Below are 18410 nucleotides of genomic sequence, written 5' to 3'. Positions count from 1 at the left end.
CAATTTAGTATTTACGCACACGGTTATCGATTATCCGCGCCACCATTTCAGCATGTTTCGCCTGTGCATTTAACGCTGGAATATAACGGTATTGCCGTCCGCCTGCCCCGAGAAAAATCTCGCGGTTGGTTTGCGCGATTTCCTCCAGGGTTTCCAAACAATCCACGGCAAACCCGGGGCACACCACATCCACCTTTTTAATTCCTTGGCTAGGAAGTCCCTTTAGCACCTCCACGCAATAAGGTTGCAGCCATTGGGTCGGCCCAAAGCGGGACTGGAAAACAATTTGCCAATCCGATTTGGATAACCCTAGTTTGCTGGCGATTAATTTACCACTGATCATGCATTGGTTGTAATAAGGGTCGCCCTGACGCCGGCTTTTTTCCGGTAATCCATGAAAAGAAATCAACAATCGGTCAGGCTTTCCATTTTGCTGCCAGTAATCTCTGATCGAATCTGCGACTGCTTCAATATAGGCAGGCTCGGCATGGTAATCCGACAAAAAATAAAAGGAAGGTTGCTCAGGCCAGCGAGAAAGCACATCACTCACTTTGTCAAAGACGGATCCTGTCGTGGTCTGAGAATATTGCGGATACAAAGGCAGAATAAAAAAACTTTGGCATCCTTGTTGTTTCAATTGGTTGAATGCATTTTCGATATCCGGCTGGCCGTAGCGCATAGCCACCGCTACCACCCACCCTTGTTGGCGCAGCTTTTCGGCCAATGCTGATGTATGTACCGCCAAAGGAGAACCCTCCGGCATCCAAATTTTCCGGTAGGCTTTTGCTGTTGCCCAGGACCTGATTATAGAGATAACGGTATAAAGAAGCGGCAACCACAACATGCGGGGCAGCGGGACGACCCGCTCATCCCCCAAAAATTCGCGCAAATACCGGCGCAATGCTTTTGCCGTGGGCGCCGATGGCGTTCCCAAGTTGACTAGGATTACCCCAAGGGACATGGACTATAGGGGACGATTGATCAAATTTAGAAATTCAGAACGCGTACTGAACTGGTCGCGGAAAACCCCAAGCATGGAAGAGGTTGTCATTACCGAATTCTGCTTTTCCACGCCGCGCATCATCATACACAAATGCTTCGCTTCGATGACCACCGCCACCCCCCGGGGATGGATGGCCGATTGAATGGCATCGGCAATCTGTTTGGTCAGCTTTTCCTGAATTTGCAGCCGGCGGGCGTACATCTCCACAATCCGGGCCACCTTCGACAAGCCGATGACTTTACCCCTGGGCAAATAGCCAACATGGCACTTGCCAATGAAGGGCAATAAATGGTGCTCACACAACGAATACAATTCAATATTGCGGACAATCACCATGTCTTCGGTATCGGCTTCAAAAATGGCATCGTTCAATACGTTCTCCAACGACTGATGATAGCCGCTATTAAGATACCTAAATGCCGCCGCCGCTCTTTTAGGCGTATCCACCAAACCCTCGCGGGAGATATCTTCTCCGATAGTCTCGATGAGGTCGGCAAATAGTTTTTCCATTTTCATCTTGCAATCACTCATGGTTTCTCCAAGGGCTAACTAGTATACCCGGTTTCTTGATTTGACATTCCTGCCACAGGATTTAAGCTACTTAATTCACATTTTTTCATAACAAGGAGTGACGCATGAGTGAACGTATTGTTTTTCGCAGTGGCGAATCTTTGGTTGCAGGCGGCCCCCCAGGTACCGCCGCGGAACCCGAAGTCATTATTGGTGAACTGGATGGCCCCGTCGGCACAGCCCTGGCCACATTGACCGGCGACCAAGTGCAAGGCCACAGCCGGGTATTTGCCATCCTTAATACAGATATTCAGGTACGTCCTTTGACTTTGATGGTGAGTAAAGTCACCGTCAAGGGAAAAATGGCCAACCGCTACACCAACATTTTGATGGGAACAGTACAAGCAGCCATCGCCAACGGCGTACTAGACGCGGTCCGCGCTGGTGATATCCCCAAGGAAAAGGCTAATGACCTTGGAATCATTGTGTCCGTCTGGCTGAATCCCATGGTGGGAAAAGAAGATTATGAGTGTGACCATAAAGCTATGTTCGATATTCATCGCAAAGCCATGGCCCAAGCCATTCATAAAGCCATGAACAATCAACCGGACATCGACTGGTTGCTGGAAAATCAGGATAAAATCACCCACAAATACTATCAGATGGGGCTGGAAGGAAAAATTTAGCGTCTTCTGACACGAAAGATTCTTTCAAGTCATCATAAGGAATTTAGACCAGGCAAGGATGCCTCCTTCACTTCCAAGTGAACCACGCATGAAAACTTTTTCCGGGTTAGCCACTCACCTATTTGCAAGGTTTGTTGCATTTACCGGCTGTTCATCTATGATTCTTAAGTAAGGTCACTCGAGTCCTCTCCAGATGAAACACCAGCGGGCATTCCTTGCACAATGTCGTACTTGCCCTTCCTCTTCTGAAAATGCTTGGTTTTTTTCGAGCATAAATCATTCTAAATTTTTCCTAATATTTCTTTTGCTTGTTAGTCTCTGGGGAAACCTGGCCATAGCCAATGGCGGGCACATTCCCTTTGCCCATCTTTCTCTCAAAGACGGCCTGTCTCAAGCTGCCGTTCACGCAATCGCCCAAGATAAAACCGGCTTTATGTGGTTTGGCACCCAGGAAGGATTAAACCGGTATGACGGTTATCGGTTTACTGTCTATCAAGCGGACGAAGACAATCCCCGTAGCTTATCGAGTAGCTGGATTTCCGCTCTTCTAGTAGATCGAGACGGTACCTTATGGATTGGAACCAATGGTGGGGGCGTAAACAAGCTTGCCGCCGGCTCTCAAATTTTTGAGCATTTCCTCCATGACCCTGAAGATCCCAACAGTCTGAGCCACAATCGAATCCGATCCCTGTTCCAAGACACTTCAGGGGTCATCTGGATTGGCACCGATGGCGGTGGTCTCAATCGATATGACCCAGTCACTGGGACTTTCACCCGTTATCTGCATAATCCCCATGATCCTAATAGTTTAAGCAATGACCGGGTCAGAAGCATTTGCGAAGACCGCAATGGCTTTATATGGATAGCCACTGATGGCGGCGGACTGAACAAATTCGATCCCAGCAATGGTAATTTCACCCATTTCCGGCACCGGCCCGATGACCGCCACAGTCTGAGCGAAGACCGGGTAAGAGTCGTTTTTACCGATCGGGAAAATCACCTGTGGATTGGGACTTATCAAGGAGGACTCAACCGTTTAAACCCAGACAGTGAAAATTTTATCCACTACCTTCATCAGCCCGATAACCCCGGTTCTCTCACGTCAGGCATAGTGCGCACTATTTTTCAAGACCGTATTGGCAGGCTCTGGATTGGCACCGACGGCGGGCTCTCCCGTTGGCAACCTGATTCTGACACCTTTGTCCGGTATGTGCATAATCCCAGCAATCCGATGAGCCTCAGCGACAATCGGGTCATCTCCCTATTTCAGGACCGCGGCGGGGTGCTTTGGGTTGGCACTTACCGCGGTTTAAACAAATGGAATGCCGTGACAGGCAGCTTTGAGTTATTTCAATCCAATCCAAAAGATATCAATAGTCTGAGTAGTAATATTGTCACTGCTTTCCATCAAGCCAGTGCCAATAAAATCTGGGTGGGCACTTTCGGCGGGGGCTTGAATCTTTTTGACCAAGCTAGCCATCAATTCCGGCACTTTCGCCATAATCCGCTCGATTCCAACAGTCTTAGTGACGATAGAGTCATGTCGTTATGGGTGGACAACCAAGGAAATTTATGGATTGGCAGCATGGGGGGCGGATTGGATCAATATAATCCTGATACCCAGCGCTTTAGACATTATCGTCATAATCCGAGTAATCCAAACAGTTTAAGCGCCAACGGGGTCACCGCCATCTATCAAGATAGCCATGGCCTGCTTTGGGTCGGGACTTATGGCGGGGGATTAAATGTGTTCGATCCTAAGGCCGGTTCTTTTCTCCACTTTCGTCACAACCCTTTAGATCCGGAAAGCTTAAGCAATGACCAAGTATTGATCATTACCGAAGATGTCCAAGGAGAACTATGGATAGGCACGGATGGCGGAGGTTTAAACCGGTTTAAACGGGACACAAAGACTTTTTTCCATTACCTACACGACCCGGATAATCCCAATAGTTTGAGCAGCAACCGAATCTGGTCCATATATAGTCAGCCAGACGGCGCCCTATGGATTGGTACGAGTGAGGGAGGACTGAATTATTGGAAAGGCTCGGACCGTCAGCAAGGCATCGTGACCTTCACCCACTTCACCAAACAGGACGGGTTGCCCAGTAACGCCATTCTGGGGATTTTAGGAGATGATGAGGGAAACCTTTGGATTAGCAGCAACCGGGGCTTATCGCGTTTCAATCCTGTGACCGGCAAAATAAAAAACTTTGACAGCAGCGATGGACTGCAAGGAGAAGACTTTAACCAAGGCGCCTATTTCCGTGCTCGAAATGGCGAGATGTTTTTTGGCGGATCCAACGGATTCAACGCCTTTGATCCCAAATCCATTCAAGACAATCACTATGTTCCCCCTGTGGTCATTACCGGTTTTTACAAATTCAACGAGCCGGTGTTAACCAATGGCCAGCTCAAACAAGCCAAAAAAATCCAAATCGGACATCGTGATTATATGATTGGCTTTGAATTTACCGCCCTGGATTTTACCGAAACCGACAAGAACCAATACCAATACAAACTAGAAGGATTCGACCGGGATTGGGTCCAGGCTGGCGTTTTGAGGCGTGCTACCTATACCAATTTGGAACCGGGCAATTACGTCTTCCGTGTCAAAGCCAGCAATAATGATGGGGTTTGGAATGAAAGTGGGGCTGCGATTAAACTTTATGTCGCCCCCGCACCGTGGTTCACCTGGTGGGCCTATTGCACTTACTTATTTGTTTTCATGACTTTGATCTGGTATGCATGGCGAACTCACTCCAAACGACTGACGCAGAAGATGGAGTGGCAAAAAGTGCAGGCCGCCAATAAGGCGAAAAGTGAATTCATCGCTACCATCAGCCACGAAATCCGCACCCCATTAAATGGCGTATTGGGAATGGCGTCCCTACTTTTAGAGACCCAGCTTGAGCCAAGGCAGAAACGTTTCATTAAAACTATCAAGCGTTCGGCGGAATCGCTACTGGGTTTGGTGAACGATATTCTTGATTTCTCAAAAATCGAAGCGGGAAAAATTGAACTGGAAAAGGTGGATTTCGACATCCGCAAAGAGGCGGAAGAAACCTTGGAGTTGTTGGCTGAAATGGCACACTCGAAAAACCTAGAACTCATCTGCGCTATTCCCTCCAACATCCCTACCCAGGTCCAAGGAGACCCGCTAAGGCTTAAGCAAATCCTCACCAATCTAGTGAGCAACGCCATTAAATTCACCCATGAAGGGGAAGTGACAGTACGCATGCACTTGCTCTCAGAAAATGAATATCACTATCACTTTCGATTTGAGATACAAGACACCGGTATTGGCCTTGATGAAAAGGCAAAAGCCCAGATTTTCAAATCTTTTACCCAAGCCGATAGTTCTACTACCCGTAAATATGGCGGCACCGGACTGGGTTTAACCATTGCCAAAAAATTGGCCCAGGCGATGGGCGGAAAAATCGGTGTTGACAGCACTCAAGGCGTCGGATCAACCTTTTGGTTCACTGCATTCTTAAACAAACCGGCAAAGCCCAGCCCACCGTTGTTCGACGCGCAGCTCCAGAAGAAACGGATTCTAATTGTAGAAGACAATCAATCACTTAGTGCTTTTCTGCAGCACCAACTCTCACTTTGGGAAATAGATGCCAAAACCTGCACCAGTGGTTCAGAGGCCATAGCGACATTGTATGAAGGGACTCAAGCTCATCAGGCTTTCGACGCAGTGCTGATTGATCAAAATATCCACAATATGGATTGTGTGAACCTCATTCGTATTATCCAATCCACCCCTGATCTTTCAGGCCTGGCGATTATTTTGATGATCCCGCTGGGTCAAGATCAAAACTCTTTAGTCCAGCAATATGGCATCCACGCGGTTATTACCAAACCCATCCACTTGCACGTTTTATGGCATTGCTTAAAGGACCTTTTTAGCCCCCGTCGGGAACTAGAAAACACAGCCCCTGACCTCCTTGAAGGCAAGGTTTTGCTGGCCGATGATAATGTGACTAATCAGGAAGTCGCCCGCATCATCCTAGAAAGTTTTGGCTGTGAAGTCACCACTGTGGATAATGGCGTTGAAGTATTGAAAGCTTGCGCCAAAACCCATTTCGATTTAATTTTAATGGACTGTTTGATGCCGGAAATGGACGGACTGGAAGCCACTAGGCAATTACGCCTTCAAGAACAATCTACCTCAAAACATATACCCATCATTGCCCTGACCGCCGGCGCAGTGGAAGAAAACCGGCGCCGTTGCCTGGAAGCGGGCATGGATGATTTTATGAGCAAACCTTTCAAGCCAGAAAAGTTAAGACAACTTTTAGAGCGCTGGCTTCACATTCAAGAAGGGAATGTTACTCATCTGCCGAGCCCACCAAACCAAGACGTTAATCAAGAAGATCACACCGACCACCTGATTGATGAAAAAGCATTGAACCTCATCCGAACCTTACAAAGGCCCGGCAAACCCGATTTGGTCAAGCATGTTGCTGAAATTTATCTGCGAAATACCCCGGCGTTACTAAAAGCCCTTACAATTGCCGCTAGAGAGAATGATTTGGAACAACTGGAACAAGCCGCTCATTCCCTGAAAAGCAGCAGTGCTCATATTGGCGCTACCTCGTTGGCCTCTTTGGCGAGAGAAATCGAGGAGCGTAGCCGAAAGAAAAACTTAGAAGGCATATCAGAACTGGTAATGCTTGCCAATCAAAATTACAATGAAATCAAGAAAGTGCTAGAAAAAACGATTCTGAAAGGGGCGGCTTAATGAATAGATTGGCCTTCACCTGATGAAGCCTTAGTTCCCTGGAAGCAAAGACTGACAAATAAAGTACTCAAGTAAAAACTCATAGTGGATTTAATCTGTGGATAATCTGTCACCCATCACAAAATCCGTATCCAAAGATTCACTCAATGGACGCGTCTTGATTGTGGATGATGACGATATGGTGCGCCTGTTGACACGCCAAGCTCTGGAAGAACTAAACCTTGACATCAAGGAAGCCAGCAACGGCGTTGAATGTTTGCAACACTTCAAACACGCACAATTTGACCTTGTCCTTCTGGATCTGAAAATGCCGGAAATGGATGGCTTTGAAGTCTGCGCCAAGTTACGCCAAATGCCTGGAGGGAAAGATACTGCAATTCTGGTCATCACTGGCCTTGATGATCACCGCTCCATCCACAGAGCTTATGAGTTAGGGGCGACTGATTTTATTACCAAACCCATCAACTGGCCGATTTTGGTTCAAAGAATTCGCTATATTCTCCGGGCCCAAAAAAACCTTTTTGCGCTGCGCGAAAATGAATTTACTCTTTCCGAAGCGCAACGCCTCGCAAAGCTAGGTAACTGGGATTGGAATATTCTCGACGGCACCACCCGCTGGTCAGAAGAAGCCCTACGGATTCTCGGCCGTCGTGGACGGCTTTCCTACGATGATTTTATTGAAGCTGTTCACCCAGATGACCGCAAACTGGTAAATGATGCGTTTGGCAATGCCCTAAAAAAAGGCGGTTCCTACACCATCGAGCACCGAATTCTGCATCCAGACGGTAGCGAGAAAATCGTGACTTCCCAAGGCCTGGTGGTACTGGATGAACTAGGAAGACCCACCCGCTTCCACAACGTTATCCAAGACATCACCAAACGCAAACGGGCCGAGGAACAAATCCACCGTCTGTCTTATTACAATGAACGCACCGGACTGCCCAATCGAAACTTGTTTACGGAACAAACCAACCGGGCCCTGCTGATTGCCCAAGACCGGGGCCAAGAAGTCTCTCTCATTTTACTCAATCTTGACCGCTTCAAACGCATCAACGACTCGCTAGGACATACCATTGGTGACGACCTGCTCAAATACCTGGCCCAACGAATTTCGGACGCTTTGCACGATTCAGGGCTGGTAAAAAACTATCTCAACCGGGAAAACGGTTCGTACTTTTTAGCTCACGTCAACGGCGATGAATTTTTGATTACCCTGCGGGGCACACCCAATTCATCCAGAGTCGCCAATTTTACCCGTAACCTTCTCAAACAGCTTTCCAGACCCATCAAATTGAATGGCCGGGAAATTTATATCACTGCCAGCGCTGGTATCGCCATTTATCCCAGCGATAGCCAAAACCTATCGGAATTGCTGAAAAACGCTGACATCGCCCTCTCCCATGCGAAAAAAGCAGGCGGCAATTGTTTCCGCTTCTATGCGGCGGAAATGAATTCCCGCGCTCTCGAGCGACTGAGCTTGGAATCTAGGCTCAACCGGGCCCTGGAAAAAGACGAACTCAAGGTGTTCTATCAACCTCAAATTGAACTGGCCACAGGCAAAATGGTTGGCATGGAAGCCTTGCTGCGCTGGCAATTACCTGATGGCACCATTGTTTCACCGGCAGATTTCATTCCCCTTGCGGAAGAAACCGGCCTGATTGTGCCCATTGGCGCATGGGTATTGAGCACAGCTTGCAGTCAACTAGCCACCTGGAAAACCTTGGGTTATCAACCGGTTCAGATCGCCGTCAATCTTTCACCCAGGCAATTTAGTGACAAAAGGCTTGTGGAGACTGTACGTTCAGCGCTTCGGGTCAGCAGCATTCAACCGGATTTCATTGAATTGGAGCTGACCGAAAGCACCATCATGCAAGATGCCGATACAGCGCGGAAGATTTTGCAAAAGCTGAAATCTCTCGGGATTAAATTGGCTATCGATGATTTCGGCACCGGCTATTCCTCTATGAATTATCTGAAATACTTCCCCCTCGATAGCATCAAGATTGATCGCAGCTTCATAAGGGATTTAGACGTGGATCAGTGTAATATCGCCATCGTCAAAGCCATTATTGCCCTCAGTCACGGGCTAGGACTCACCACCATATGTGAAGGGGTGGAAACCGAAGAACAGCGTCAATTGTTAAAAGAACTGGGCTCGGATCAAATTCAAGGTTTTCTGATAAGCCGTCCCCTACCCGCCGACCAAATTGTCACTTTTCTAGACAAAACAACGACTTCATTAGCCTAAACACCATGATAGAGAATATCCCTTCAATTCATACCGAACGATGGCAGAATACATCCTCTGTCTAAAAGCACACTCTTTGGAATCCTAAGTTTCTCTTGATCCGCCGAATTTTTTCAAATTCCCCCGAAATTTCTTCTTTATAGCTGAAATACGCCGAATTTTACTTCTCGAAATCAAAATTGCCTCTAAACAGCAATACAAACAAAAACTAAGTTATTGTTTTTTGGAGTCTTATTGTCTCTAACTGCTGCCTTTTATTCATTGGCATGGCGTTTGCTTTTCCCAAGATAGATTTTAGAAATCGCGACAACATTTCATTTGGGAGAAACAACCATGCAGAAGCCATCTAAAACAAACAAAGCTCTTTTGGCAAGTACGTTGCTTTGCCTTGGACTTAACTCCACGATTTTGCTGGCGGACAATTCAGTCATAGTAAAAGGTAAGGATTTGGAAACCGTGAAGGCTGCGGTTCGTTCCGTGGGCGGCACCATTACCCATGAACTAGGCGTGATTCGGGCGGTGGGAGCAAAACTAACCGATGATCAGCTTAAACGCTTGCGGACCCTGGCGGGAATTCAGAAGATCTATAACGACGGTGGAATTAAAACCAATGGCGACTCCACACCAGCGTGTTCAGTAACAGGCAAGCCAAAAATTAAATTTAAAAAGGGCAATGTCATTTCTTGGGAGATAGCAAATACCGGTGACAACGATATCCATCTTGAAAGTGCCATGATCCTCTGGCCTACCACCAATGGCAATCTGGTTAAAATTAATTATTCAGGATCCACTATCTTCCGTAGTTCATCCCCAGCCCCTTCTATTACCGTCAATGCGACCGATTGGATGGGGGACCTCGAAGACCGGGAAATCGAGGATGAAGACCGTGCAAGGATTACCTTCCAATTTGATCGGAAACCAAACAAAGATCCTCAAAACTATGAAATTCGCCTGTTCTTTAAGGAGGGTTGCAGCGTTGAATTCCCGGTCCCTCCCTCGGTGCTTTTCGACGGCGATAGCGATAGAGGGGCAAAACGCAGCTTTGTGGCCTCCCAAGTAGGCGCCTCCAGGCTCCACGATGAAGGAATCGACGGCAGTGGCATTACCGTTGCCGTGATCGACACCGGCATCTGGGCGGGTGAAGGTTGGGCGAAATACCTGCGCAACGATGCTTATGGAAGTAATCGCTTGCTTGCTCAGTATGATGCTCTGACGGGAAAACCTTTAAAAAACAACGCCGACAGCGATGCTAATGGCCATGGCAGTCACGTTTCCAGCATTATCGTCAGCAGCCGGCGTAAAAATGGTGAATTCAATGGTATTGCCCCCAACGCCAACCTGATTTCGGTACGGGCTTTTGACCGCAATGGCGAAGGAAGTTATGCCAATGCCATCCGCGCTCTCGATTGGGTCGTCACCCATAAAGACGACTACAACATCCGGGCGGTGAACCTGTCTTTCAGCGCCCCTCCCCAATCTTATTATTGGGATGACCCCATCAATCAAGCAGTAATGGCGGCCTGGCAGGCTGGAATAGTGGTGGTGGCCTCAGCCGGCAACAAAGGGCCAGATCCCATGACCATAGGCGTACCAGGCAATGTCCCCTATGTCATTACCGTGGGTGCGACCACCGACAACATGACTCCGAAAGATCCTTCCGACGATACCTTGGCGACCTTTTCTTCCGCCGGTCCGACTTTCGAGGGCTTCGTCAAACCCGAAATGCTAGCGCCAGGTGGACACATTCGCGGCCTGATGAAAGCAAAAAGCCGGCTGGAACAACTCCATCCCCAATTCTACGATGGCAATAGCTATTACACCATGTCCGGCACCTCCCAGTCGGCCGCTGTGGTGACTGGTATCGTCGCCTTGCTGCTGCAAGCCGATCCCAATCTCAGCCCAGACGATGTCAAATGCCGATTGATGGCTTCCGCCCACCCGGCAACCGATGGCAATGGCAGACTGGCTTATTCCATATTTCAACAAGGCGCAGGCATGGTGGACGCTTATAAGGCCGTCCACAGTACGGTAAGCGGCTGTGCCAACCAAGGATTGGATATCGAGGCAGATTTGGCAGGAACGGCGCATTTTGGTGGCGCGGCCAATCGGGATGAAAACGGTAACTATTACATCATGGGCCTGGATGGCTACCTTTGGAGTGATGGCTATCTGTGGTCGGATGGTTATCTTTGGAGCGACGGTTATTTATGGTCCGATGGCTACCTCTGGTCAGACGGGTATCTCTGGAGCGATGGTTATCTGTGGTCCGATGGTTACTTGTGGTCAGACAGTTATGTTTGGAGTGCCAGTCTCTCCGAAACCGCCTCGATTAATGCTTGGGTTCCACAAGAATAACCATACAAACCCGGTAGTACGCATGCTCTCTCCCTAGCACTTTCCTCCCATCTTTGCCCCGGCCCTGCCGGGGTTTTTTTTATGTGAGACAGTTCACAAAATAACAAATACATTCCAGGCGAAGTCAGCCACTATTCAGCATTTCCATCTAGAATTGAATTCGTACCATTATTTGGCAAATAAAATTTGTCTATAATCTTTGAGAACTCTATTCTATCAACCCAAAATATATTAATAAGGGAGGAAATAATGCAAATTGCTACATCGTTAATTAAGTCTCGCGCTGCTCATACACTGAAAATTCTCGTAAGTGCCGGGCTTTTGAGCAGCGCTTCTATTGTGAACGTGCAAGCCGGCCAAAATGCCTTACATTCAGTTATTATTCAGGGTAATAATCTAGCTTCCTTAAAAGCGGCAATTGAAAAAACCGGCGCTACCATTACCCATGAACTGGGGGTAATCAATTCCGTTGCTCTTTCCGCCACTGATGCTCAGATAGAAGCATTAAAGCATTCTGGCGTGGTACAAAAGATTTATGACAATCGGACAACCAAAATCAACCGGAGGAATCGGGATAAGTTCCATTCTAATGGTTCTGAGGAATCCACTTCCGATAAAACCACGCCTATTGCTGCCGCCACTTTAGTATCCGCCGACCGTGTCCATGAGGAAGGGATTACCGGTAAAGGAGTAACTATCGCGTTTGTCGATACTGGTATCGTTCCCTGGAAGAATATAGTTAAGAATAAGAGACATTATCGCATCCCTATGCAATATGATGCGATTCACGATCAGGAATTCGTGCGTAACAACCGCAAGAATATCGACTTTAACGGCCACGGTACCCATATTACTTCTATTGCCGCAAGCCTGAAGTTAAATAGAAAGACCGGCAAATACGAAGGAATTGCTCCGGGGGTCGATATCGTCCCAGTCAAGGCGTTCTCAAACGAAGGCGTAGGCACTTATGCCGATGTGATCCGGGGCATCTCTTGGGTTGTCGAACATAAAGACGACTATAACATCCGGGTCATGAACTTGTCCTTCAGCGCACCGCCCAAGTCCTTCTATTGGGACGATCCCCTCAACCAAGCCGTTATGGCCGCCTGGCAAGCTGGGATCGTGGTGGTAGCCTCTGCCGGCAATAAGGGTCCCGATCCCATGACCGTGGGCGTCCCGGGTAATGTTCCTTACGTGATTACCACAGGCGCCGTCACCGACAATTACACACCTTCCAACCCTAATGATGACCGTCTGACCAAATTCTCATCTGCCGGCCCTACTTTTGAAGGCTTTATCAAGCCCGAGGTGGTCGCTCCAGGTGGGCATATCAAAGCGACCATGGGCAGATTCACCAAAATCGCCAAAGACCATCCTGAATTCAATGACGGCAAATACTTCACCATGTCCGGCACTTCACAATCAGCGGCGGTAACTTCTGGCATTGTCGCATTAATCCTCGATGCTGACCCCACGCTCAGTCCGGATGACGTCAAATGCCGACTCATGGCCTCGGCAAAGGGTCCCCGTTGGTCGGATGGTTCGCCCGCGTTTTCCATCTTTCAAATGGGCGCGGGCTTGGTGGATGCCTATGAAGCTGTCCACAGCTCGGAAACCGGTTGCGCCAACCGGGGTATGGATGTTGCCGCGGATTTGGCCGGTGAAAAACACTATGCCGGAATGGCGCGCCGCGACGCCGAAGGCAATTTCTATCTGGAAGGTCACGAAGACTATGTCTGGAATGGCAGCTTCCTGTGGGGGGATAGTTTCCTTTGGGGTGACAGCTTCTTGTGGGGCGATAGTTTCCTCTGGGGTGACAGCTTCCTGTGGGGAGATAGTTTCCTGTGGGGCGATAGCTTCCTCTGGGGTGACAGCTTCTTGTGGGGCGATAGCTTCCTCTGGGGTGACAGCTTCTTGTGGGGCGATAGTTTCCTCTGGGGCGATAGCTTCCTGTGGGGAGACAGTCTTACCGATCCAATTACCATCAACCGCTGGGTATCTCAAGAGTAAACCCTACCTATAGGGGGCGCTATATGCGCCCCCTTTCCTTCCCTCCTTCCCCACTTACTTCCCATTTTTAAAATATCCCCTTCTAAAAATCCTCCGTTTTTTCTCCTGAGTAACTCCGAATATTTCTACAAATCCACCAAAAATTACGCTGATACGCCAAATTTTTCCTGCCTGAATCCACCCTTATAAATATTCCGCTTCATCGTCATTCCGATACGCGTCTCAACTTTCTTCACAAACAAAATATTTTCCTTTTTTATCAAACACTTAATGACGAACCTAATTCAAAAAACATACAAACCTTAGCTCTCCAAACAGTCTGGCACAGCCATTGCTTTTATCTAGGGCAATAGCAGTCAAAAATTTCAGGAGAACACAATGAGCTTCTTGAATCTAGTTAAAGTCATTGGATGTATCGGCGTCATAGGTTTTACCTATGTCCCTGACAGCTTGGCCGAAACCCCGTTGCGTTTCAAGCTCGACCCGGTGCTGATAGCCAAAGCGGAACAAGCAACTCCTGAACTCATTGAAGTCCTTGTCACCTTTAAAAACATGCCGGGAAGTGAAGAAATCAATTTTATTGAAGGGTTGGGTGGAGAAATCTATCGCAGTTATGGGCGGATGCCAATGCAAGCCATCCGTATCCCAGCTTATGCATTATCGGTGTTAGCCAACAGTCGAATGATAGAGTCGGTTAGCACGGATCGGGTCATCACCCAATCTCGTCTGATTGCCAACGCAACCGTCAAATAGCCCTTTTTTGCTTCTTTTTTAACACAACCTCAGGAGAATAAAGAAAAAATGTCACAGTCATTCAAAGCCAAAACCCCTAACAAGCTGGCACTCATGACCGGAATTGGCCTGTTAACCGCTTCCTTACTATGCACGACTCCCACCTTGGCAGACCATAATTCGGTGGTAATCGTGCAAGGGAACGATATAGAGCAAGTCAAATCCGCTGTCGCTAAGGTGGGAGGCAAAATCGTTGATGAAATCAAATTAATCAACGCCTTGGGCGTCGTGCTTTCGGATGAGCAACAACAGCGGTTGCGGTCAATGAAGGGCGTCATCCATTTGTATCAAGATCGCAAACTTGAAACTGCGGGCAAGAAAAACAAATCTTATGATTTGAGTTCTTTATTCTCTGGTTCCTCCACGTCCTCAACCAAGGACAGCGGTTCGTCCTGGAGCTTTTATCCCGCTACCCATTATCCAGAGCAAATCGGCGCCACTCAGTTACACCAGGAAGGCATTACCGGTGAAGGGGTAACTATTGCCGTGCTGGATACAGGAGTGCGGACTTTCATGGCCTTAGGCAAAGATGCCTCAGGCAACGACCGTGCAACCATCCACTATGACGCGATTAACGATCAAATCATCAAGTCGAGTTTCCTAGACACAGTATGGGATTCAGACAACAATGGCCACGGTACCCATATCAGTAGCATTGCCGTGAGCAGCGGCAAATCGACCGACGGTAACTATAACGGGGTTGCTCCAGGCGCTGGGTTGGTGGTCGTCAAAGCTTTTGATGAAGAAGGCCGCGGCACTTACATGGATGTCATCAAAGGCATCGACTGGGTCGTTGCCAACAAGAAAAAATACGGGATCAAAGTCCTCAATCTCTCCTTCAGCGCCCCGCCCCGCTCCCGTTATTGGGATGACCCTCTCAATCAAGCGGTGATGGCCGCCTGGAAAGCGGGAATTGTGGTAGTGACCTCGGCGGGTAACCGCGGCCCCGATCCCATGACCGTCGGCGTGCCTGGCAACGTGCCCTATGTCATTACCGTAGGCGCTACCACCGATAACTACACGCCCAACGACCCTTCCGATGATCGCTTGACGACATTTTCTTCCGTTGGACCCACTCATGAAGGATTTATCAAACCGGAGATTGTCGCTCCGGGCGGGCACATGCAAGGGATGATGGAAAAATGGGACCGGCTAGCGGAAGCTCATCCCGAATTCTACGATGAAAATTACGTGTTTTTTACCATGTCGGGCACTTCGCAATCTACCGCGGTGATCTCAGGGGTTGCCGCATTGATCCTGCAAGCCAATCCTAACCTGAGCCCGGATGATGTGAAGTGCAAACTGATGGCCGCTGCCCGCGGACCCCGCTGGTCAGACGGCTCACCGGCATTCTCCATTTTTCAAATGGGTGCCGGGTTGGTTAATGCCTATGCTGCGGTTCACAGCGCTGAAACTGGCTGCGCTAACCGGGGCATGGATATCGCCGCCGATTTGGCCGGGGAAAAGCATTATGCCGGCATGGCCCGTCAAGATGCCGAAGGCAATTTTTATCTCGAAGGCTATGAGGGCTATGTATGGAACGGCAGCTTTCTTTGGGGCGACAGCTTCTTGTGGGGCGATAGTTTCCTTTGGGGTGACAGCTTCCTGTGGGGCGATAGTTTTCTGTGGGGGGATAGCTTCTTGTGGGGTGACAGTTTCCTCTGGGGAGATAGTTTCTTATGGGGCGATAGCTTCCTCTGGGGCGACAGCTTCTTATGGGGTGACTCGCTTACCGAACCTGTAGATATCAACGTTTGGGTGCCACAAGAATAGATTGCACTAATTTGCGCAAAGGCAAGGACGCCAGACACCGTTAGAGAGCTTTGGTGTCGACACTCCGCCCGGCTTCGGCCGGGCTTTTTTTATAAAAACGACTCAAAACGGCCATTCAATTAAGAAATAAAATTCGGCACGCCAAAAATTCATTCCATGACGCGCCGAATTTTAAGATGAATCCGCCGCATTTTCCCCGCAAATCCACCGTTTTTTTATTCTCTCTCATTTCGATAATCCAAGAAAATAAAATCATAAAAATATCAAAGGCTTAAATAACTTGGCATGAAGATTGATTCAGTAATGGCAAGCGTAAAAATTTGAACCCTAGCCCAACAGAATTCAAAGCACTCGAAACCACTGGAGATTGATATGTTGAACCTACCCCCTTTTAAGCAGAAGATCCAAAATATTGGTTCTGCCTCAAAATGTCTGGCAGCCAGTATTACCTTAGGCATCATGCTGGCAAGTACACCCCCTGCGTTTGCAGGTTCCGGAGCATCGAAAATCAATGAGCGGGCGATTCAAGCCAGCGAACAGAATCCCAATGCTATGATCGACTTGATTGTCACCTACCGGCAAACACCAGGTAAAGCCGACCGGGACTTTATTAAACAAAAGGGGGGATCGATTCGCCGCGAATTTCATTTGATCAAAGGCCACGCCATCACTGTCCCTGCGCAAGCGCTCAAAGGTTTGGAGAAAAATCCCAACATCCAGCACGTGAGCCTGGACGAGCCCGTCAGCGGAGCTGCGACGACAATCGCTGACGGTCAAGTCGTCCTCACCGAAAGCAGTACACCCATCACTGGCAGTTTTCCTTCGTCGGTACTGGATGGCACCAAAGGCTTGGGTAACGTTTCTTATACCGGCGCCGGCGTCAGAGTGGCGGTGCTAGATACCGGCGTCAAAAGCCATGGGGACTTGAGCCCCGCTGGAACTTATTCCTTGGTTGGACCAACCTCCGATGATGGCTTCGGCCATGGCAATCATGTCGGCGGTATTATCGCAGGCACCGGCAGTAAATCCGGCGGGCTGTATCGTGGCGTGGCTCCCGATGCGGAAGTGTATTATGTCAAAGTCCTGGACGATGCCGGACAAGGGCTGAGCTCCGATGTGATTGCCGGACTCGATTATGCCTTGTGGTTGAATCAGAATTTTTGGCATATCCGGGTGATCAATATGTCTTTAGGGCATCCGGTATATGAATCCGCCGCTGACGATCCTTTGGTCCAAGCCGTCAACGCCATTTGGGACAGCGGCGTGGTCGTGGTCTGCTCGGCGGGCAATGCAGGCCGTAACGGTTACGGCACCATCACCAGCCCAGGCAACTCCCCCAAAGTCATTACCGTTGGATCACTGACCACTTGGGGTGACAATGAGCCTGGGAATGATATCGTTTCTACCTTCTCTTCCCGCGGCCCGACTCGGATCGACCGCTATGTCAAACCGGACCTGATTGCCCACGGCAACCGGGTCATTTCTGCCAATGCCGTTCGCTCGTACATGGAAAAAAATTATCCAGAGCTATTGATTAAAGCGCCTAAGGCGAAAAAAGCAGAATATTATCAACTCTCCGGCACCAGCATGGCCGCTGCTGTCGTCACCGGAGCCGTCGCCTTGATGCTGGAAAAAGACCCAACTCTGACGCCAGATACCATCAAGGCCCGCTTAATGCGTTCAGCCAGAAAAGTCGATTTTTCCGACGTATTTGCCACTGGCGCGGGCGTCCTCAATATCGAAGGCGCGTTAGCAGAGGCTGGCAACGTTTCCCAAGCCCCCTCCCCCAAAGTCAAGCGTGATGACGCCAGCGGCCGCATGGCCTTCCAAGAAACAGGCAAATTGTGGGGCAATCAACAATTTGCCCTAGGCTATCTGTGGTCCGACGGGATTCTCTGGGCGAAGGGCACTGTAGATTCCCAAGGTTATCTCTGGAGTGACGGTTATCTCTGGTCTGATGGCTATTTATGGTCCGACGGATACCTTTGGAGCGATGGTTATCTCTGGAGCGACGGATACCTCTGGAGCGATGGTTACTTGTGGTCCGACGGCTATCTATGGAGCGATGGTTATCTCTGGTCAGATAATAGCACCAGTAGCGACAGTACTACGATTGCCGATAATGTCCTGATGGCTGACTGATTCTCCTCCTCCCCCCCCCCAGCAGCCTTGATGCCCCGTTGATTCATTCGGCGGGGCTTTTTTGTCGGCAAACTACGCAATCCTTCTCAAGGGCTCACGCTCTTTATTTACTCCTGTCCTCAGCAAAAAAAACGCTTTGAA

At 48.9% G+C, this 18410-nt stretch carries 10 protein-coding genes; 8 read left to right on the top strand and 2 right to left on the bottom strand.

Features of this window, described 5'->3' with window-relative positions; all coding sequences use genetic code 11:
• Positions 1-4: 4 nt before the first annotated feature.
• Both hemH and AXA67_01690 read right to left on the bottom strand, forming a co-directional pair.
• On the bottom strand, positions 5-961 hold the full coding sequence (hemH, locus tag AXA67_01695; GenBank protein ID KXJ39496.1) for a ferrochelatase: 957 nt from the start codon (positions 959-961) through the stop codon (positions 5-7).
• A 3-nt stretch (positions 962-964) separates the two neighbouring features.
• Positions 965-1513, bottom strand: coding sequence for a GTP cyclohydrolase I (locus AXA67_01690; GenBank protein KXJ39508.1), 549 nt, complete (start codon positions 1511-1513; stop codon positions 965-967).
• Between the two features lie 125 nt (positions 1514-1638).
• Between AXA67_01690 and AXA67_01685 the strand changes: the two genes are divergently transcribed.
• The 8 genes from AXA67_01685 (at position 1639) to AXA67_01650 (ending at position 18269) form a co-directional block, all read left to right on the top strand.
• Entirely contained in the window at positions 1639-2199 is a 561-nt protein-coding gene (locus AXA67_01685; GenBank protein KXJ39495.1) for an aldehyde-activating protein, read from the top strand.
• A gap of 304 nt (positions 2200-2503) precedes the next feature.
• On the top strand, positions 2504-6949 hold the full coding sequence (locus AXA67_01680) for a hypothetical protein (GenBank protein KXJ39494.1): 4446 nt from the start codon (positions 2504-2506) through the stop codon (positions 6947-6949).
• Between the two features lie 97 nt (positions 6950-7046).
• Entirely contained in the window at positions 7047-9197 is a 2151-nt protein-coding gene (locus AXA67_01675) for a hypothetical protein (protein ID KXJ39493.1), read from the top strand.
• Positions 9198-9530: 333 nt separating this feature from the next.
• Positions 9531-11552 carry a hypothetical protein gene (locus AXA67_01670; protein KXJ39492.1) on the top strand — a complete coding sequence of 674 codons (2022 nt, stop codon included), beginning with the start codon at positions 9531-9533 and terminating at the stop codon, positions 11550-11552.
• A 249-nt stretch (positions 11553-11801) separates the two neighbouring features.
• A complete protein-coding gene (locus AXA67_01665) occupies positions 11802-13562 on the top strand; it encodes a hypothetical protein (GenBank protein KXJ39491.1) in 1761 nt (586 codons plus the stop codon).
• Positions 13563-13940: 378 nt separating this feature from the next.
• Positions 13941-14315, top strand: a complete 375-nt coding sequence (locus AXA67_01660) for a hypothetical protein (GenBank protein ID KXJ39490.1) — start codon at positions 13941-13943, stop codon at positions 14313-14315.
• A 48-nt stretch (positions 14316-14363) separates the two neighbouring features.
• Positions 14364-16127: a hypothetical protein gene (locus AXA67_01655; protein ID KXJ39489.1), complete on the top strand. Its 1764-nt coding sequence runs from the start codon at positions 14364-14366 to the stop codon at positions 16125-16127.
• A 372-nt stretch (positions 16128-16499) separates the two neighbouring features.
• Positions 16500-18269 carry a hypothetical protein gene (locus AXA67_01650; GenBank protein KXJ39488.1) on the top strand — a complete coding sequence of 590 codons (1770 nt, stop codon included), beginning with the start codon at positions 16500-16502 and terminating at the stop codon, positions 18267-18269.
• Positions 18270-18410 lie beyond the last annotated feature (141 nt).

This window comes from Methylothermaceae bacteria B42 (genome assembly GCA_001566965.1).
Taxonomy (GTDB): Bacteria; Pseudomonadota; Gammaproteobacteria; order Methylococcales; family Methylothermaceae; genus Methylohalobius.
The sequence above is the reverse complement of the archived record's forward strand: the minus strand, read 5'-3'. Positions and strand labels throughout refer to the sequence as shown.

Bases quoted from the DNA above. Each gene is read 5' to 3' on its own strand.
- hemH (KXJ39496.1), bottom strand. From the start codon at position 961: ATGTCCCTTGGGGTAATCCTAGTCAACTTGGGAACGCCATCGGCGCCC.
- AXA67_01690 (KXJ39508.1), bottom strand. From the start codon at position 1,513: ATGGAAAAACTATTTGCCGACCTCATCGAGACTATCGGAGAAGATATC.
- AXA67_01685 (KXJ39495.1), top strand. From the start codon at position 1,639: ATGAGTGAACGTATTGTTTTTCGCAGTGGCGAATCTTTGGTTGCAGGC.
- AXA67_01670 (KXJ39492.1), top strand. From the start codon at position 9,531: ATGCAGAAGCCATCTAAAACAAACAAAGCTCTTTTGGCAAGTACGTTG.
- AXA67_01665 (KXJ39491.1), top strand. From the start codon at position 11,802: ATGCAAATTGCTACATCGTTAATTAAGTCTCGCGCTGCTCATACACTG.
- AXA67_01660 (KXJ39490.1), top strand. From the start codon at position 13,941: ATGAGCTTCTTGAATCTAGTTAAAGTCATTGGATGTATCGGCGTCATA.
- AXA67_01655 (KXJ39489.1), top strand. From the start codon at position 14,364: ATGTCACAGTCATTCAAAGCCAAAACCCCTAACAAGCTGGCACTCATG.
- AXA67_01650 (KXJ39488.1), top strand. From the start codon at position 16,500: ATGTTGAACCTACCCCCTTTTAAGCAGAAGATCCAAAATATTGGTTCT.